Raw genomic sequence first — 17,435 nt, 5'->3', positions numbered from 1 at the left:
GCCCCTCTGAGGAGATCCGCTTCCGTGCGACGCAGACAGTTCCTGCAGGCCAGCCTGGCCCTCCCCTTGGCTGCTCCCCTGGCCATGACCGGCCTCGCCGCCCCCGCCCTGGCGCAGGCCGCCCGCCCGCTGCGCTTCGTGCCACATGCCGACCTGGCCAATTTCGACCCGATCTGGGGCACCCAGTACGTGGTGCGGAATGCCGGCATGCTGGTCTGGGACACGCTCTATGGCGTCGATTCCGCGATGCGGCCGCAGCGGCAGATGGTCGAGGCGGAGGAGGTCTCGGCCGATGGCCTGACCTGGACCTTCCGCCTGCGCCCGGGCCTCAGGTTCCACGACGGCGAGCCGGTGCTGGCGAAGGACGCCGTCGCCAGCCTCGCGCGCTGGTCGGCGCGGGACGGCATGGGGCTGATGATCCGCGCCCTCCAGCAGGAGCTGGTCGCGGTCGACGACCGCACCTTCCGCTGGGTGCTGAAGCAGCCCTACCCGAAGATGCTGCTGGCGCTCGGCAAGAACAACGCGCCTTGCGCCTTCGTCATGCCGGAGCGGATCGCGCGGACCGATCCGTTCCAGCAGATCACCGAGTATGTCGGCTCCGGCCCGATGCGCTTCCTGCGCGACGAATGGCTGCCCGGCGCCCGCGCCGTCTTCCAGCGCTTCGACGGCTACGTGTCGCGCGATGAGCCGGCCTCCTGGCTGGCCGGCGGCAAGCGCGTCGCCGTGGAACGGGTCGAATGGGTGATCATCCCGGATGCCGCGACGGCCGCCGGCGCCCTGCAGAGCGGCGAGGTGGACTGGCTGGAGACACCGCTGGCCGACCTGATCCCCGTGATGCGGCGCAACCGCAACATCGCGGTCGATATCGCCGATCCGCTCGGCAATGTCGGCGCCTTCCGCATGAACCACCTGCACCCGCCCTTCAACGACGTGCGCGCCCGCCGCGCCGTCCTGATGGCGATGAGCCAGGAGGATTACATGCGGGCCATCGTCGGCAGCGACGATTCCCTCTGGAAGCCGATGGCGGGCTTCTTCGCCCCCGGCACCCCGCATTACAGCGAGGCCGGCGGCGAGATCCTGAAGCGCCGGCCGGACCTCGACGCGGCGAAGCGCCTGCTGGAGCAGAGCGGGTATGCCGGGCAGCCCGTCACCTGCATGGTCAGCCAGGACCTGGCGCCGCACAAGGCGATGGGCGACGTCACGGCCGACCTGCTGAAGCGCCTCGGCATGAGCCTCGACTTCGTCGCCACCGACTGGGGCACGGTGGTCGGGCGGCGGGCGCAGAGGACGCCGCCGGGCCAGGGCGGCTGGAACATGTTCCACACCTGGCATTCGGGCGCCGACTGCGCCTCGCCTGTGGGCTATTCGGCGATCCGGGGCAATGGCGAGAAAGCCTGGTTCGGCTGGCCCGAAAGCCCGGCCACGGAGGCGGGCATCGCCGAATGGTACGCCGCCGCCACCCCCGCCGCCGAGCAGGCCGCCATCGACAGGATCAACGCCGCCGCCGTGGAGGATGTCGTCTTTGCGCCCCTCGGGCAGTTCATGGCCTACCAGGCCTGGCGCAGCAACGTCTCCGGCATCACCAAGGGGCCGGCGCCGCTGTTCTGGGACGTGAAGAAGGGGTGAGGCCCGCACCCGGGAGGGGGCACCGCCCCTTCCCGCGGGGCGGCGCGCCGTCAGTCGGGCCGGAAATCCATCGCCACCCCGTTGATGCAGTAGCGCTGGTGCGTGGGCGGCGGCCCGTCGGGAAAGACATGCCCGAGATGGCTGCCGCAGCGGGCGCAATGCACCTCGGTGCGGATCATGCCGTGGCTGCGGTCCGTGGTGGTGCCGACGGAGCCCTCGACCGGCGCGCCGAAGCTCGGCCAGCCGGTGCCGCTCTCGAACTTGCCGCCCGAGGCGAAGAGCGGCTGGCCGCAGCCGGCGCAGAGGAAGGTGCCGGGGCGCTTCTCGTGCAGCAGGGCGCAGCTGCCGGGCCGCTCGGTGCCATGCCCCCGCATCACGCGGTACTGCTCGGGGGTCAGGCGACGGCGCCATTCCTCCTCGCTGAGGGTCACTGGATAGGTGATCTGGTCCATGCGCGGTCTCCCGTCATCCCTGCCCGGCATATTGGGCGTGGCGCGCGGCGGGGGAAGGCCCGGTGGAGGGGAAGGCCCGGTGGAATTGTCCGGTGGAGCGGCGCCTCAGCCGCCCAGCGGGGTGAGGCGCGCCGCGGCGCCGGCCTCGCGCTCCCCGGCGGCGGGCGCGCCGAGCGCGATATCGGCCTCCTCGAGCCGGCGCCAGGCCCCCCCGCTCAGGATCTCGCTGGGCCGGAAGCGGGACTTGTAGGCCATCTTGCGGCTCTGCGGCACCCAGTAGCCGAGATAGACATAGGGCAGGCCCAGCTCCACCGCGCGGCCCACCAGCCAGAGCACGACGAAGGTGCCGAAGGAGCGCTTCTCCAGCTCCGGCTCGTAGAAGGAATAGACCGCGGAGAGGCCGTCGCTGAGCCAGTCGGTCAGGCAGCAGGCGAGCAGCGCGCCGCTGGTGTCGCGGAACTCGACCACGCCGCTCGAGATCGGCGTGTCCTCGACCATGGCGCGGTAGTCGTAGAAGCCCATCGCCGCCATGTCGCCATCCTGGTGGCGCGCCCGCTGATAGCGCTGGAACAGGGCGAACTGCTCCGCCGTGGCCCGGGCCGGGGTGGAGCGGCCCTCCAGCCCCTCATTGGCGCGCAGCACCCGGCGCTGGGTCCTGTCGGGCGCGAAGGCGGCGGCGTCGATGCGGATCGGGATGCAGGCCTGACAGCCGTGGCAGACCGGCGAATAGGCGATGTTGTGGCTGCGGCGGAAGCCGGCGCGGGAGAGGCGGTCGTGCAGGGGTTCCGCGTCCGGGCCGGTCAGCTCGGTCACGATCTTCCGCTCCATCCGCCCGGCCAGGTAAGGGCAGGGCAGCGGCGCGGTCGTATAGAAGAACTGCGGTCGGCGGGCGGAGCGGTGGAGCATGTTTCCGGCAGTTTCCCCGGCCCCGACGCCGGACGCAACGACAGATACGCCTCATTCCCCAGGAACCAGGGAAAGCCTGCCCCCCGACTGGCGCGGGGCGGTCCCCAGTGGCAGCAGCGGCCGCCCCTCCGCCCCGCCGCCCCCCGCCCAGAGCGGCGCCTGATCGGCCCAGTGCGGCGAGAGCGGATGGCCCGACTGACCGGTGGCGATGACGGCCATGGCCCCCTCCGGGTCGCCGAGGTCGAAGACGGCGCGCAGCCCGGCCCCCTGCACATGGGCGAAGTCGCCGCGCATGCCGCCGCGACTGATGGTGTGGTCGTCGCCGGCGGTGGGCAGGACGATGCCGCTCCAGGGGCCCAGCACAGGCAGGAAGCGCAGCAGGAGATGCTCCAGCCGGGCCTGGTGCGCCGCGCCCCAGCGCCAGGCGGCGGGCTCGGGGCCGAAGCGGCGGGCGAGATCCGCCACCGCCTCGCGCAGGGCCGTGGCGGCCAGCGCGGCGCAGGCGCCGCCCTCGGCGAAGGGCGGCGCGGCCTCGGTGGCCCCCGCCCCGGCCCCGGCTCCGGCCTTCGCTGGGCGGCACCAATGCGCCCCGCGCCCGTCCGGATGCAGCACGAAGCGCAGGAACTCCGCCGTCGGCGGCCAGCCGCCCTCGGGCACGCCGCCATGCGCCAGCGCCAGCCGCGCCGCCCGTGGCCACCAGGCGTTGAAGATCAGCGGCTGCGGCCGGTCCGGCGCCATCTCCCCCTCCCAGCCCAGCAGCAGGTCGCGCGCCGCCCCGGCCGGTCCCTCGGGGCGCGGCAGGGCCCGCAGCAGCGGCAGCATCTCGCGGGCGAAGAGGCTGACCGCGTCCCGCTGCATCACCGCCAGGTCGCCGGGCGCGTGGCGCTCGCGCTGCGCCAGCAGCTCGCCGATGCGGCGGAAGCGCCAGTCGCCATACCAGTCGCGGCCGAGATAGGGCCCGGCGCCCTCGGGCTGGATGCGGTTGTTGGCATTGGCCAGCGCGCCCCCGGGCGGGTTCTCGCGATGCGGCAGGTCGTCGAAGGGGACGAAGCCCAGCCAGTCATGGCTGCCGTCCCAGCCCGGCGCCGGCAGGCCGCCATCGCCGGCGCGGCGGACCGGCGTCCGGCCCGTCAGGTAGAGGGCAATCCCCTCCCGCGCCGAGGCCACCATCAGGTTCTGCGGCGGCGAGGAGATCAGCGCCGCCGCCGCCCGTGCCGCCGCGAGCGAGGTGGCCCGGTTCAGCGCCAGCAGGCCATCCGCCGCGCGGTCCTGCGGCGCCAGATTGGCCATGCTGACGGCGAGCACCGTCCCCGCCTCCGCCCCCTCGCCCCCCGCGCCATCCAGGTCGCTTACCACGGGCCCGTGCCGGGTCTCGCGCACCCGCAGCACCTCCGGCTCCCGGCCGCGGACGCGGATCACCTCCTCGCGGATCGTGAAGGGCCGCGGCCCTTCCGGCGTCTCGTAGCCCGCCGGCCCGGCCAGGCGCTCGACGAACAGGTCCTGGGTGTCGGAATGGGTGGTGGTGAAGCCCCAGGCCAGGGCCTCGTTGCGGCCGATCGGCATCAGCGGGATGCCGGGCGCGGTGGCGCCGGCGCGGAAGCGGCCACCGGGCAGTTCGATCCGCGCCAGATACCACAGGATCGGCGCCTGGAAGCCGAGATGCGGGTCGGAGGCGAGCAGCGGCGCCCCCGTCACCGAGCGGGCGGCGGAGAGCGCCCAGGCGTTCGAGGCCGTGGAGGGCAGCGGGGCGTCGAGCGGGAAGCGCGGCAGGGCGGCGGCCAGGCGCGCGAGGCGCGCCGCCGGCGGCAGGTCCCGCGCCAGGCCGGCGAGATCGGCGCGGCCGGGGCTTTCATCCGCCGGCCAGAGTTCGGCCAGCCGCTCCGGCGGCAGCAGCGCCGCCAGCCGCGCCCGGTCCAGCTCGGTGCGCCAGTTGTTCGACAGCCACAGGCCCATGGTCTTGGCCCAGAGCAGCGAATCCGCCGGCCGCCAGGGCTCGGGCGCGCCGAGCGGCAGGAATTCCGGCGCCGCCAGCCGGCCGCGCTCGCCGATCCAGGCATTCACCCCCTCGGCATAGGCCTCCAGCATGTCGCGCCCCTCGGGCGAGAGCGCCAGGACATCCGCCTCGGCGCGCTGGCGCAGGCCGAGGGTGCGGCTGAAGCGATCGGCGCGCAGCGCGGCCGGGCCGGCGATCTCGGAGAGCCGGCCGGCGGCGTTGCGCCGCATCAGCTCCATCTGGAACATCCGGTCACGCGCATGCAGCCAGCCCAGCGCCAGGGCGGCGTCACGCTCGCTCGCGGCGGTGATGCGCGGGATGCCGTGCGAATCCTCGACCACCTCCACCGGCGCTGCCAGCCCGGCCAGGACCAGGCGCCCCTGGCGCGGCGGCAGGCTGGCCCAGAGCAGCCCCGCCACCGCCGCCCCGGCCAGGACCAGCACGGCTGATCCGGCCCAGAGGCCCCGCCGGAGGATCAGGCGCAGCGGGCGGCGCCGCGAGGGGGCCTGGCGGCCGGCATCTCTTCGCATGGCTTCCGATGTAGGGCAGAACCGGCGGCGCCACAGCCGGGGCCGTGCAATTTCATCGGGGACCCCAAAGGGGGAACACAGGAGCGCCGCCATGCCCGAGGAGACCCGCAGCGCCGCAGAGGCGCGCGGCCGCGAGGCCGAGGCCCGTGTCGCCGCCCGGCTGGAGGCGGAGGGCTGGCGGGTGCTGGCGCGCCGCCAGCGCGCCGGGCGCGGCGGTCCGGCCGGCGAGATCGACCTGATCGCCGAGCGCGAGGGGCTGCTGGCCTTCATCGAGGTGAAGCGGCGCGCCCGGCTTTCGGAGGCGGCGCTCACCCTCGCCCCGGCGCAGCAGGCCCGGCTGCTGGCGGGGGCGGAGGCCTGGCTGGCGGCGCATCCCGGCCACGGCGCGGCGGGAGTGCGCTTCGACCTCGTGCTGGTGGATGCGGCCGGACGGATGCGGCGGATCGCCGATGCGTTCCGGCTGGAGTGAGGCGGCCGGCTACCCGCCGCCGCCGTCGATGGTCAGGATGGTGCCGGTCGTGTAGCCCGAGCAGGGGCTGGCCAGGAAGGCGACGGCCTGGCCGATCTCCTCCGGCTTCGCCGCCCGGCCGAAGGGCATGGCGGCCTGGAACTCGCGCCAGCGCTCCGCGTCGCCCAGCTCGGTCTGCGCCCGGTGCCGGGCCAGCATCTCCTGCCGCTCGGTCGCCACCGGGCCGGGATTGATGCCGACCACGCGCATCCCGTCCTTCGGTGCCGCCTTGCCGAGCGCGCGGGTGAAGGCCATCAGCGCCGCATTGCCCGTGGCTCCGGCGATATAGCCCGGCGGGAAGCGCTCGCCGGCGGCGCCGATGACATTGACGACCACCCCGCCCCCGCGCGCCGCCATCGCCGGATAGAGCGCCCGCGTCAGGGTGATGAAGCCGAACACCTTGAGGTCCCAGGCGCCGCGCCAGGTGGCGTCGTCCAGCGCCTGCAGCGTGCCCGGCGGGATGGCGCCGGCATTGTTCACCAGGATATCGACCGGCCCGGCGGCCTCGGCGATCCGCCGCGCCTCGGGCTCCCGCGAGAGGTCGGCGGGCGTCACCGTCACCGCCACCTGGTGACGGGCGCGGATCGCCGTGGCGGCCGCCTCCAGCGCGGCGGCGTCCCGCGCCACCAGATGCAGGTCGCAGCCCTCCGCCGCCAGCACCTCGGCCGTCGCCCGGCCGATGCCGCGCGACCCGCCCGTGATCAGGGCGCGTCGGCCCCGCAGCCCGAGATCCATCCTGTGTTCCCCTCCTGGATTCGTTCCACTCAGCCGGCCTCCCGCCGCAGGGCGAGCCGGAAGGCAGCCTGCCCGATCAGCGCGGCGGCGGCCAGCACCACGGCGGCGGCCAGCGCCGGGTCGCCGCCGATGCCGGCCAGGGCGGCGCACAGCGCGCCCACCGCCATCTGGCTGAAGCCATAGAGGCCGGCGGCCGAGCCGATCACCTTCGGGTTGACGCTGACCGCCTTGGTCAGGGCCAGCGGGCTGGCCAGGCCGACGCCGATGGCGAAGATCAGCGGCCCGCCCACGGCGATGGCGAGGTTCAGCCGGTCCAGCAGCACGGCGCCGAGGAAGAGCAGCGCGCCGCCGACGCCGATCAGGCTGCCGAGGCGCAGCAGCCGCGCCAGCCCGACCGGCGCCACCAGCCGGTTGGCCAGGATATTGCCGAGCGCCGTGCCGGCCACCAGCACCACATAGACCAGGCCGACCTCATGCACCGGCCGGCCGAGCTGCTGCACCAGGATGAAGGGCATGGCCGCCAGATAGGCATACCAGCTCGTGGTGGCGCAGCCCCCGCCGATGGCGAAGCCCAGGAAGGCCGGCGAGCCGATGAGCTGCCGGTAGTCCCGCGCCAGGGCGGCGACCCCCCTGCCCCTCACCTGCCGCCCCGTCTCCGGCAGGCGCCACCAGGCGAGGCCGGTGGTCAGGGCGCCGACGACGCAGAGCGTGACGAAGATGCTGCGCCAGCCGAGGGTCTCGGACAGCGCCGTGCCGAGCAGCGGCGCGATGCCCGGCCCCACCGAGACGGCCAGGTTGAGCATGGCGAGCCGCGAGGCGGCCTCGCGCGGCTCCGCGGTGTCGCGGACCATGGCGCGGCCGAGCGCCAGCCCGGCGCAGCCGCCCAGCGCCTGCAGCAACCGGGCGCCGATCAGGAAGCGCACCTCCGGCGCCAGGGCGGCGGCCAGCCCGGCCAGGCTGTAGAGCGCGAGCCCGGCCAGCAGCACCGGCCGGCGCCCCAGCGCGTCCGAGACCGGGCCATAGGCGAGCTGCCCCAGCGCCAGCCCCAGGATGTAGAGGCTGATGGTCAGCTGCATGGCGCCGGTGCTGACGCCGAACTCCGCCGCCGCCTGCGGCAGGGCCGGGACGAAGATATGGATACCGACGGTGCCGGAGGTGGTGATCAGCACCAGGAGCCAGAGCGGGGGGCGGGGCGGCGCGGCGGACACGGCGCCAGCCTCGCCCTCAATGCGAGCGCGGCGCGGGGAGGAGTCGGACATCCGGCCAGCTTTCCGCAAAAGCCGTGGCGGCGGCAGGGCCTATCTGCCGCCATCCGGCGCCCCCGGACCGGGCCTGACCACGGGCGGGGCAGCCGGGCAGGCCGGGCGCCCAGGCTCCAGGCAGATCCGGCCCGATCAGGCCGGGCCGGCCAGCCCCTAGGTCATCCCCTGCCGGATCGCCTCGTGCAGCACGCCGGCGCTGTGCGTCAGCGCCGCCGTCTCGGCCTCGTCGAGCGGCGGCAGCAGCGGGCGCGAGGCGCCGCGCGCGCCCAGCACATGCGGCAGGGAGATGCAGGTCTCGGGCACGCCCAGCACCTCGTCCATGAAGGTGGAGACGCTGAACAGCACATGCTCATCGGCGACGATGGCGCGGGTGAGCCGGGCGATGCAGCCGCCGATGCCGAAATTGGAGACGCCCTTGCCTTCCTTGATCCGATAGGCCGAGGTGCGAACCTCCTGCGAGATGACCTGCCGCAGGGGCGGCGGGATCGGCTGGCCGAGGGTTTCGGCGAAGCGTTCGAGCGGCATGCCGCCGGCATGCGCGCCGCTCCAGTGCAGCACCTCGGAATCGCCGTGCTCGCCAAGGACATTGGCATGCACCGAGCCGGGCGAGACGCCGAGATGCTGCGCCAGCCGGTCACGGAAGCGGGCGGAATCCAGCGCGCAGCCGGTGCCGATGGCCCGCCCTGGCGGCACGCCGAAGCGCCGGACCGCGATGGCCGGCATGACATCGACCGGGTTGGTGGCGAAGAGCAGCACCGTCTCCGGCGCCACCTTCAGCACCCGCTCGATGATGGCGGCGACGACGCGGACATTGGCCGCCATCAGATCGAGCCGCGTCTGCCCCGGCTTCAGGCTGGTGCCGGCGGTGATGACCACCACGTCGGCGCCCGCCAGATCGGCGTAGTCGCCGGCGCGGATATGGCCGCTGCCGCCGAAGGCCGCGGCATGGGCGATGTCCTGGGCCTCGGATTGCGCCCGCGCGCGGTCGAGGTCGACCAGCACGATCTCGCCCACGCCCGGCGTCAGCGCCAGGAGATAGCCCGCCGCCGCGCCGACCAGCCCGGCGCCGATGATGCCCACCTTGCCGTTCATGTCACAGCGCTCCCATCCAGGGCCAGATCGTCGCCGAGAACAGCGCGATCAAGGCCACGCCCGCCGCCGTCATCACCAGACCGACCTTGGCGAACTGCGTCGTGCTGAAGGCGCCGGTGCCGTAGCAGAGCATGTTCTGCGGCGCGTTGGTCGGCAGGATGAAGCCGAAGGACACCACCCAGCTCTGGATCAGCACGATGCCGAAGATGGTGTGCTGCGGGAGGGGCAGGGTCTGCGCGAAGGCGATCATGATCGGGATCAGCGTGCTGGCGAGGCCGGTGGCCGAGGCGAAGCCGAGATGCAGGATGATGCTGAACAGCGACAGCGCGACGATCACCATGACCACCGACATGCCGGCCAGGCCGAGCTGTCCCAGGGTGACGCCGGCCAGCCAGGCGGCGGCGCCGCTGCGCGAGAGCAGGATGCCGAGCGAGATGCCGGCGGCGAAGAGCACCACTGTCCCCCAGGGCACCTGCTTCTCCGCCTGGGCCCAGTTCATCACGCCGATGCGCGGCATCAGCAGCAGGGCGATGCCGAGCTGGGTCGTCGTCGTGGTGTCGAGCGGGTGCAGCCAGCCCTCGGTGGACCAGAGGATCAGCAGCATCACGGCGACCAGCATCAGCCGCCGCTCGGCCGGCGTCACCGGGCCGAGGCCGGCGAGTTCCTCCTGCAGGCGGCGATTGGCCTCGCCGGCTTCCGGCACATGCGGGCGCAGCAGGAACAGGGCGGTGAAGAAGAGCACCGCGCACATGCTCAGGGTGAAGGGCAGCGCGGTGATGAACCAGCCGCCCCAGGTCACGGTCTCACCGAAGGCGCCCTGCATGAAGCTCAGGCTGATCAGGTTCTGCGCCGCGCCGGTCTTGATGCCCATATTGAAGACCGAGCAGACCTGCGCCGTGACGATCATCAGCGTGGCGCCGAGGCTGCTGGTGACCGGCAGGCCGAGGGCGGTGACGATGCCGACCATGATCGGGATCACCGCGCCGACCCGCGCCGTGGCCGAGGGGATGAAGAGCGCCAGCACGAAGCCGACCAGCATGGCGCCGATCAGCAGCCGCGCGGGCGAGATGCCGACCTTGCTCATGACCAGGAGCGCCACGCGGCGGTCCAGCCCGGTGATCTTCAGCGCGACGGCCAGGAAGAGCGCGCCCGCCACCAGCAGCACGGCGGAGGAGGAAAAGCCCGTCAGCATCACCGCCAGGGCGGAGGAGGAGGTCATGGGCTCGCCCCCCGGGGTGAGCGACTTGCCCATCAGCCCCAGCACGGCCATGCCGGTCAGCACGATGGCACTGGCGGCCGGAGAGACGCATTCGGTGACCCAGAGGATGATCACCAGCGCCAGCAGCCCAAGCGCGACCTGGCCAGCCGGGTTGAGGCCGGCCGGCGTCGGCAGCATCAGCACGGCGCCATAGACCAGGAGGGCCAGGGCCAGGAAGGCGAGCTTGCGGTTGGAGGTCGGTTCGGCGGGCGAAGACAGAAGCATGGATCTTCCCTCATCGGGTGGCGTCATCCCGGCTTAGACGCAACACCGCGATGACACCCGTTACATTGCCGCGATGCTGCGCTGCCCGCCTTGCTCCAGATCAATCCTCGGGAAGATGGGCGAAGGGGGGGGCGGCGGCCTGGACGGGGGTGTCCGGGCCGCCGCGGAATGCCTCCGGGGGCGGAGACATGCCGAAGTGAAGTCTGGGGGTCCTCGGCTGCCGGGAAGCGTAAGCGAAGCGGCCGGGCAGAAAAGCCCTCGGCCACCCCCCTCCTGTCTTCATGGACACACTGTTGCTCTGATGTCACAGAAACTCACCTGAGAGATGAATGGCCATTGCGCCGGAGCTACCGGGCGGGGCATCCGGCGCGGCACCACCCGCTGTTCCGCCGGGTCGTCCTCCTGCGGGAGAGGCCGGGATACGGCGCCGGCGCGCCGCCGCCGAGTCCCGGCGAGGCGGCGCGCAGGAGCGACGGGCCAAGGACATCGGCGTGTGGCCTGACAAGGCGGGAGAGTGGATCGACCACCTGGTCAGTCCCGAAGGACTGGAACCCGCTCAGTCGCGAAGATGGCAGGGCAGGCTCCGGGCGGGGCGCAGGGCGGCGCGGGAGGCAAGGTCCCGGCGGTCCCGGCCGAGGCGGAAAAGGCCCCGACCGTATCTGACCAGCCCATAGCCACCGAGGCCGATCCCAAGGAGACTAGCGCCCCAGATCACGGCGGCGAGGATATCCTGCGGTCCCATCGACCATGCCGTCCCCGTCCAGCTTCGGCGAAGTATGGCCGCTGGCGAGGACGAATTCCAGCCTGACGACATAGGCGAGCGACATCACCGCCGTCGCCGCCAGGGCGGCGCCATAGGCGTGGAACAGGCTCGGCTCCAGCACCCGGGCCAGGGTCGGCGGGTCCGACATGGCGACCAGCCCCAGCGCCGCCGCATGGCCGCAGAGAAAGAACAGCAGCATCGCGCAGAGCCAGCGGTTGAGCCCGCCGGCGCATTGCCAGGCACGCTCCGGCGCGCAGGCCCGGAACACCAGGTCCGAGACCGGCCAGAAGGCCAGGGTCAGGCCCAGGGCCGAGGCCTGCAACCCATAGCGCACCAGCAGGTCCCCGAGCTCCGCGGACGGCACGGGCATTCGGTAATGGTCCCGGAACATCACCGTCAGCGTCCCCAGAAGGCCGAAGGCCTGGGCCAGCGTCCAGCGCGCCAGGTTCTCCATCGCCACCTCCTCGCCGACAGCATCTGCCATGCCTGCGCCGGCCCGGCAATGTTCTTGTTATGTTCCTATCATCAACCTCCGCGGAACGCAGCTGAAACCTTTCATAGCGTTGAAAATCCTCGGTTCTCCGGCGGCGGACTCTGCGGAGGACCGGAAACCGGAGTTATCCCCAGTTTGCGTGGACAGCCCTGTGGGCAAGTCGAGGGATAATCGGTTCGGCCCGGTGGACAGCCGCCCCGCGCGCCTCAGCAGAACAGCATCTCCAGCAGGCTCAACACACCCCCGACGGCGAGGAACAGGGAGCCCAGCATGATCAGCAGAAGGCCCACGACATATTTCAGCGTCTCCACCCCGAGAGCGATCAGCCACCATCCGAAGGCCAGAGCCTGCCGTCCCTGCTGGCAGCGGGGCCGTTCCGGCTCCTGACGCGGGGCGGCGGTGAACGGACCGGACCATGACGGACAGGACCCCGCAACGACCGTGAGAATCCGGCCCTGCGGCCGCTTCGCGCTGTCCGACCAGGCAGGAGACGGGTTCAGGAGGCCGATCACGAGGAAAGGGGACAGGAGATATCGCAACACGGCAGAATACAATTCCAGGTTGAGTTCCGCTTTTTCACTCGCCTTTTAACCAGAAGTTATGCATAGTCCTGCAAGCCATTGTTCCGGATGTCGATCCCATGGATCCGATTCCTGACCCCGCCAATTCGAACCGGAAGCCACCGGAGACCATGGCGGCCGACGCCGAGCCCCGGACCGTGGCTTTCGCGAGCTACATGAACAACTGGCTCCGGCGGCCCGTCGAGGATGCTCCGACCAAGTCCGAGAAATAGGCAGGGCCCCGCCACGAAGGCAAAGCCGCCAGCGACCCGGACGGGCCACGTCGAAACGCCAAAAGGCCCGTCGGGGACGGGCCTGGATCACATGCCGGACTATCGACTTCTCACGGGGTGGCCGGATCGCTGTCCGGTGGAATGGTGGGCGCACTAGGGCTCGAACCTAGGACCCGCTGATTAAGAGAAGGCGTTTCGTCGCCGCCAGCAGGCTCATGAAGCCCGCTAGCCTACACCGAATCGTTGCAGATCAGCCGGTTGTGGATGGACCATGGGCCAATGAGCCACATGACGCCGTCCACAGCCCACTTTTTGCTGAGTCCGCGAGGAGTCCGCCAGCCGAAATCAGGGGGCCGTCAGGAAGGACGGCCTGAGGCAGGACACACAGAAAGCCGGTGTTCTATGTGTTCCAGTGTTCCACACATATATTTATATAGTCTTTTCAGGTTCTTGGCTGGAAATCGGGCTGGAACACCAATGAGTCCGCGTCGTGTGCCGGTGTTCCTGACTGCGGATCCGAGCCGGGAGCAGGGCCGGTGAAGCTTGGGAAACGCGAGATCGATGCCCTCACCTGCCCGCCTGAGAAGAAGGACGTCCTGGTCTTCGACGAAGCCCTTCCCGGCTTCGGGCTGCGGGTGACCGCGTCCGGGAAGAAGGTGTTCATCCTGCAGTACCGAGCCGGCGGCGCGGTGAAGCGGATGGTGCTGGGCGATTACGGGGTGATCACGCCGTCCCAGGCGCGCGCGAAGGCTGAGGAGGCCCGTGGGAAGGTCCGGGAAGGCCGCGACCCCCTTGGCGAGCGTAAGGCCAGCCAGGCGGCCGCTGTGGCCGCCGAGGCCCAGGTGAAGCGGCAGAAGGCCGCAGCCTCCCTGACGGTCAGCGTGCTGATCGAGCGCTGGGCCGAGATGGCGCTGAAGGACAATGCGCCGGCCTATCGGCGTGAGGCTGTGCGGGCCCTGCGGGTCAACCTGGCGACCCTGCTTCCGCTTGCCGCCTCGTCCATCGATCACGAGGAAGCGCAGCGGAGCATCGACGCCGTGACGGCCGACCGCGGCGAATCCATGGGCCGGCGCACCCGAGCCTATGCCCGCGCGCTCTACAACTGGGCGATGAAGCGCCGCCTGGTGCCGGCCAATCCCTTCGGCGAAGTGCACACTGAGGGCCGCGAGGTGTCCCGCGACCGCGTGTTGAGCGATGCCGAGCTGCGCGAGGTGTGGCTCGCCACAGAGGGCCTGGGCCTGCCCTTTGGCCCCTACATGCGGATCCTAATCCTAACCCTGCAGCGGCGCGCCGAGGTGGCGGGCATGCGTTGGAGCGAGCTGTCGCCCGACCTCTCGACCTGGACCGTGCCGGCGGAGCGGGCGAAAAACCGACGCGCCCACCTGGTGCACCTGCAGGAGGCGGCCAGGGCCATCCTGTCAGCCCTTCCCCATGTGCCGCAGGGGCTTGGCAAGCGTCCGTTTACCGGACGGATGACTGCGAGCTATGTCGAAGATAGCCCTCCCTCCGATCTGGTTTTCACGACCAACGGTGAAACGCCCGTCTCCGGCATCAGCAAGGCGAAGGCCCGGCTGGACGAGCTGATCTACAAGGCCCGCGCCCAGGAGGCCGCCCGGCACGGCCGGAGCGCCCAGCCAGCCCCTATGACGCCCTGGCGGCTGCACGACCTGCGGCGGACCGGTGTTACCGCCCTGGCGCGGCTGGGAACGCCGCCGCATGTGGCGGATCGGTTGCTGAACCATGTCGAAGCGACCGGAATTCAGGGCGTCGCGGCAGTGTATCAGCGACATGACTTCCTGGCCGAGCGGCAGGCGGCCAGTGAGGCATGGGCAGCACATGTGCTGGCCTGCAGCGCAGATGGAAGCAGTTCAGCGGCCCGCGGGTGAGGAGGGCTGCGACTTCCGACGCTTTTCGTCGGAAGTGCGGATGAAATTCGTCCGCGCCTTATGCGAAACATAGCCCGCCTCAGCCAGGCGCTTCATCTCGGAGGCCCGCTGGCTGGGGATGCCGATCTCGGGGAGAGTGGCTGAGGAAATGCCCGAGGTTCGGGCATTTCCTCCATGCTGGTTTGCTCCGGTCGGATTGCCTTTGCCGGCCACCTCGCCCCGCTCTTGCACCGCCGCGGAGCTCGGCGCCGATCCGCGCCTCGGCCAGCAGCAGCACCAGTTCGCATTCGTTCTGGGCGGCGCATGTGCTGGAGGTAGCAGCACGTGACCCGTCGTGAGGTCGACCGAGAGCACATCAATGCCCGCTCCCCTTCACGATAGAAGTAGTCAGGCCTGCAGCGGACAGCAGAACCGACGGCCGCGGCGCTACATGACGCCTGAAAAGGAGAATCATGACGGCGGCGAGTTCTCAACCAGACGAAAGCGCCGGGTTGGAGCGCGGCGGCATCCCAACACTCATTAGGTGCAGCGTAACCCGCTAGAAGACGCATCGTTGGACTGATAGACCGTCTTTTTCCAATGCAGCCTTTCCCCCGGAAGCCGCTTCCCACGATGTTAAAAGTCGCGTTGCCTCAAAGTCTTGATTTTGCTTCGCTAATGGCATTCACCTATCAATGGCCCAGTAGCACCGATGAGCTTGTCATAGATCTTTCAGGTCTTCGCTGGATCGAACCTATCGGCCTTGTCGCCCTCTCCTGCCTCGCCGAAAACTATCGCCGAGGTGGCGGCCGAATCCATTTGGACCACGACCGATGTGGTATCGCGGGCTATCTTGAACGCATGGGGCTATTTCGCGAACTTGCTTGCGAAGGCCCTACGCCTTTTGGAATGGCCCAGCCAGCTGCAGGTAGGTTTGCAGAAATTCGGAAAATAGAAGACATAAATAGTGTCGATGATATTTCGGAAAACATAGTAGATGTTTTCGGAATGGAGATTGGAAGCAATGAATGGAGTATCCTGAATCACATAATAACAGAAGCTCTCAATAATGTTTGCCAACATAGTGGTGCGCATGGATTTTGTGCGGCGCAATTTTGGCCAACCAAAGATAGGTTGCAGATTTGCATAGGTGATTGGGGAAATGGCATAAAACACGCTCTCGCCAAATATTCTCCAGCCGACGATGCCTCAGCTTTGGATTTGGCGCTCAAGGTTGGTGTTACTGGAAATCCTCCCCATTTTGGCCAGCCACAGATGCGCAATCGTGGCGTCGGTTTGTCTTGCATCGAGCGGCTCGTCGCGGCGAACAAGGGAAGGATGGAGCTTTGGTCAGGATTAGGCCGTCGTTCAACCTCTTCAAATGCAGCCTATAATGGCAATATGCCGTGGACAGGTACGCTTCTCATGGTGAACATGAGTCGCGAAGGGCTGAAGGCAAATTTTCAACAGATCATGGCAGAGCTCAGTGAAGAGCTCCGTGCTGTTGAAAAAGCTGGGAAGCCTGACCGCGCCAAACGTGGCGGTTGGATGTGAAAAGGGTAGAATCGATGGAACGCGTGCTGGCTTTATATGCCGGACGTGCTTTTTTGGGCGGGCGGGGAGTGGCCTTTAAGGTCCGAACCGAGGCCGCTGCCTCCCTGAATCGCAGTCCGTATTCGACGGTTGTGCTTGACTTCGCAGGCGTCCGCGGCGTCTCGCATAGTTTTGCCGATGAACTGCTTTCTCCTTTAGCCGACGTTTTGGGGGCGCAAGTGCCTGAACGGATCACCATCACGAACTGTGACGGTCAAGTTGAAGGAGAGCTTCGCAGTGTTGCCGCTATGCATGGGCTTCCTTTCCCCTCGGTCAGAAGGGAAGCCAATCAATCTGAGCGTTATGCTTTTGCATGACAGGCAGCGTCGCTCCTTCGTGAGAAAGCCCATCAAAGATGGGCTTTTTTTTATGGCTGGCTCCTTATCCTTCTGTGAAGAAGGTGGGCCACATGCCGGTAGGTAGGCAGCCGCGCGAGCAGCAGGCTCCCCAACGCGGATCCCGACATCGTTAACCTTAGGCAGCCGCCCTTCGTCATGAGCGGCCAGGAGGCTATCGCCGCGGACACGCCGCGCTGGTCGAAGGTCGAGATCTCCAAGCGGCAGATCGCCCGGCCGCAGGAAGGGCTGATCGTGGTTGCCTAACATGCCCGCGCGGAACGGGGACGGCACGGCGCCCTACGAGGCGCATTGCACCTCGACCTATCGCCGCCTGGCGCACGAGGATTGCCCGTGGTGCAGCACCAGCAGACGCCACCTCTGATCAAAGCCTGACCTTTCTCGGCGGCCTGCCGACTGGCTGCGTCTTCCCGAGACAGAGAGGTTCATCGCCACCTGGCCGAAACGCTGGAAGTGGTGAAATCACACTTCCAACTTGTGAAGGCGGTCCGACAGTCCTTAAACCTGCCTGACAGGCAGGTTTGGATTTCGCGGCCTAGTCGCCATGGTAGAGGGACTTGGATGCACTGGCAGATCGCCATGGCCTACGCCAAGTAGATTTTGCCGGTCAGCGGAGCAGGAAGGCTTCCACCGCTTCCGCCAGGCGCTTCATCTCGAAGGCCCGCTGGCGTGGGATACCGATCTCGGGGAGGGTTGAAGGAACGGTGTCCGAACTTCGGACACCGTTTGGAATGTTGGCGCCCGCTCTGTTCTGCGTTGCTACCTCCCCCCTTTCCTGCGCCGCGCGTAGTTCCGCGCCGATCCGTGCCTCGGCCAGCAGCACCACCAGCTCGCACTCGTTCTTGGCGGCGACGGCCGCCTTCATCTTGCGGGCATAGGTGGCAAAGGCCTCGGCGGCATTGCGGATGCCGATGACTTCTTCCAGATCGCGCGCCTCGTTCAGTCCGGTGATGGCCCGGTCGCAGAGCGCGAGGATGCGCTGATC

The 17,435-nt window shown here is 69.5% G+C and carries 14 protein-coding genes; 5 read left to right on the top strand and 9 right to left on the bottom strand.

Features of this window, described 5'->3' with window-relative positions; all coding sequences use genetic code 11:
* Positions 1 to 84 precede the first annotated feature (84 nt).
* The gene (locus D9598_RS00070) at positions 85 to 1,626 is read left to right on the top strand and encodes an ABC transporter substrate-binding protein (protein ID WP_198364973.1); all 1,542 of its coding nucleotides are present in this window, start codon (positions 85 to 87) and stop codon (positions 1,624 to 1,626) included.
* Between the two features lie 50 nt (positions 1,627 to 1,676).
* On the opposite strand, the gene msrB is transcribed toward D9598_RS00070, so the two are convergent.
* The 3 genes from msrB to D9598_RS00055 form a co-directional block, all read right to left on the bottom strand.
* Positions 1,677 to 2,078 (bottom strand): peptide-methionine (R)-S-oxide reductase MsrB, encoded by a 402-nt coding sequence (gene msrB / locus D9598_RS00065; protein WP_198364367.1) that lies wholly within the window; start codon positions 2,076 to 2,078, stop codon positions 1,677 to 1,679.
* A gap of 105 nt (positions 2,079 to 2,183) precedes the next feature.
* A complete protein-coding gene (locus D9598_RS00060; protein ID WP_198364366.1) occupies positions 2,184 to 2,984 on the bottom strand; it encodes an arginyltransferase in 801 nt (266 codons plus the stop codon).
* Positions 2,985 to 3,035: 51 nt separating this feature from the next.
* A complete protein-coding gene (locus D9598_RS00055; protein WP_198364365.1) occupies positions 3,036 to 5,507 on the bottom strand; it encodes a penicillin acylase family protein in 2,472 nt (823 codons plus the stop codon).
* Between the two features lie 91 nt (positions 5,508 to 5,598).
* Between D9598_RS00055 and D9598_RS00050 the strand changes: the two genes are divergently transcribed.
* Complete coding sequence (locus tag D9598_RS00050; protein WP_198364364.1) at positions 5,599 to 5,976, top strand: YraN family protein; 378 nt, start codon at positions 5,599 to 5,601, stop codon at positions 5,974 to 5,976.
* Positions 5,977 to 5,985: 9 nt separating this feature from the next.
* On the opposite strand, the gene D9598_RS00045 is transcribed toward D9598_RS00050, so the two are convergent.
* The 5 genes from D9598_RS00045 to D9598_RS00025 form a co-directional block, all read right to left on the bottom strand.
* Entirely contained in the window at positions 5,986 to 6,750 is a 765-nt protein-coding gene (locus D9598_RS00045) for a short-chain dehydrogenase/reductase (protein WP_198364363.1), read from the bottom strand.
* Positions 6,751 to 6,779: 29 nt separating this feature from the next.
* A complete protein-coding gene (locus tag D9598_RS00040) occupies positions 6,780 to 8,009 on the bottom strand; it encodes a multidrug effflux MFS transporter (protein ID WP_198364362.1) in 1,230 nt (409 codons plus the stop codon).
* Between the two features lie 156 nt (positions 8,010 to 8,165).
* Complete coding sequence (locus D9598_RS00035; RefSeq protein WP_198364361.1) at positions 8,166 to 9,104, bottom strand: lactate/malate family dehydrogenase; 939 nt, start codon at positions 9,102 to 9,104, stop codon at positions 8,166 to 8,168.
* Position 9,105: 1 nt separating this feature from the next.
* Positions 9,106 to 10,587, bottom strand: a complete 1,482-nt coding sequence (locus D9598_RS00030; protein WP_198364360.1) for a DASS family sodium-coupled anion symporter — start codon at positions 10,585 to 10,587, stop codon at positions 9,106 to 9,108.
* A 698-nt stretch (positions 10,588 to 11,285) separates the two neighbouring features.
* The gene (locus tag D9598_RS00025) at positions 11,286 to 11,834 is read right to left on the bottom strand and encodes a hypothetical protein (RefSeq protein WP_198364359.1); all 549 of its coding nucleotides are present in this window, start codon (positions 11,832 to 11,834) and stop codon (positions 11,286 to 11,288) included.
* Between the two features lie 1,338 nt (positions 11,835 to 13,172).
* Between D9598_RS00025 and D9598_RS21535 the strand changes: the two genes are divergently transcribed.
* From D9598_RS21535 to D9598_RS00010, 3 genes are all read left to right on the top strand, one after another.
* Positions 13,173 to 14,522, top strand: a complete 1,350-nt coding sequence (locus D9598_RS21535) for a site-specific integrase (RefSeq protein WP_198364358.1) — start codon at positions 13,173 to 13,175, stop codon at positions 14,520 to 14,522.
* A 612-nt stretch (positions 14,523 to 15,134) separates the two neighbouring features.
* Positions 15,135 to 16,055 (top strand): ATP-binding protein, encoded by a 921-nt coding sequence (locus tag D9598_RS00015; protein WP_198364357.1) that lies wholly within the window; start codon positions 15,135 to 15,137, stop codon positions 16,053 to 16,055.
* 14 nt (positions 16,056 to 16,069) lie between these two features.
* Entirely contained in the window at positions 16,070 to 16,411 is a 342-nt protein-coding gene (locus D9598_RS00010) for an STAS-like domain-containing protein (protein ID WP_198364356.1), read from the top strand.
* A gap of 646 nt (positions 16,412 to 17,057) precedes the next feature.
* Here D9598_RS00010 and D9598_RS00005 read toward each other — a convergent pair.
* On the bottom strand, positions 17,058 to 17,435 hold a 378-nt coding region (locus D9598_RS00005; protein ID WP_198364355.1), incomplete at its 5' end, for a hypothetical protein.

It is taken from the genome of Roseomonas sp. KE0001 (assembly GCF_016107285.1).
Lineage (GTDB): Bacteria > Pseudomonadota > Alphaproteobacteria > Acetobacterales > Acetobacteraceae > Pseudoroseomonas.
The sequence above is the reverse complement of the archived record's forward strand: the minus strand, read 5'-3'. Positions and strand labels throughout refer to the sequence as shown.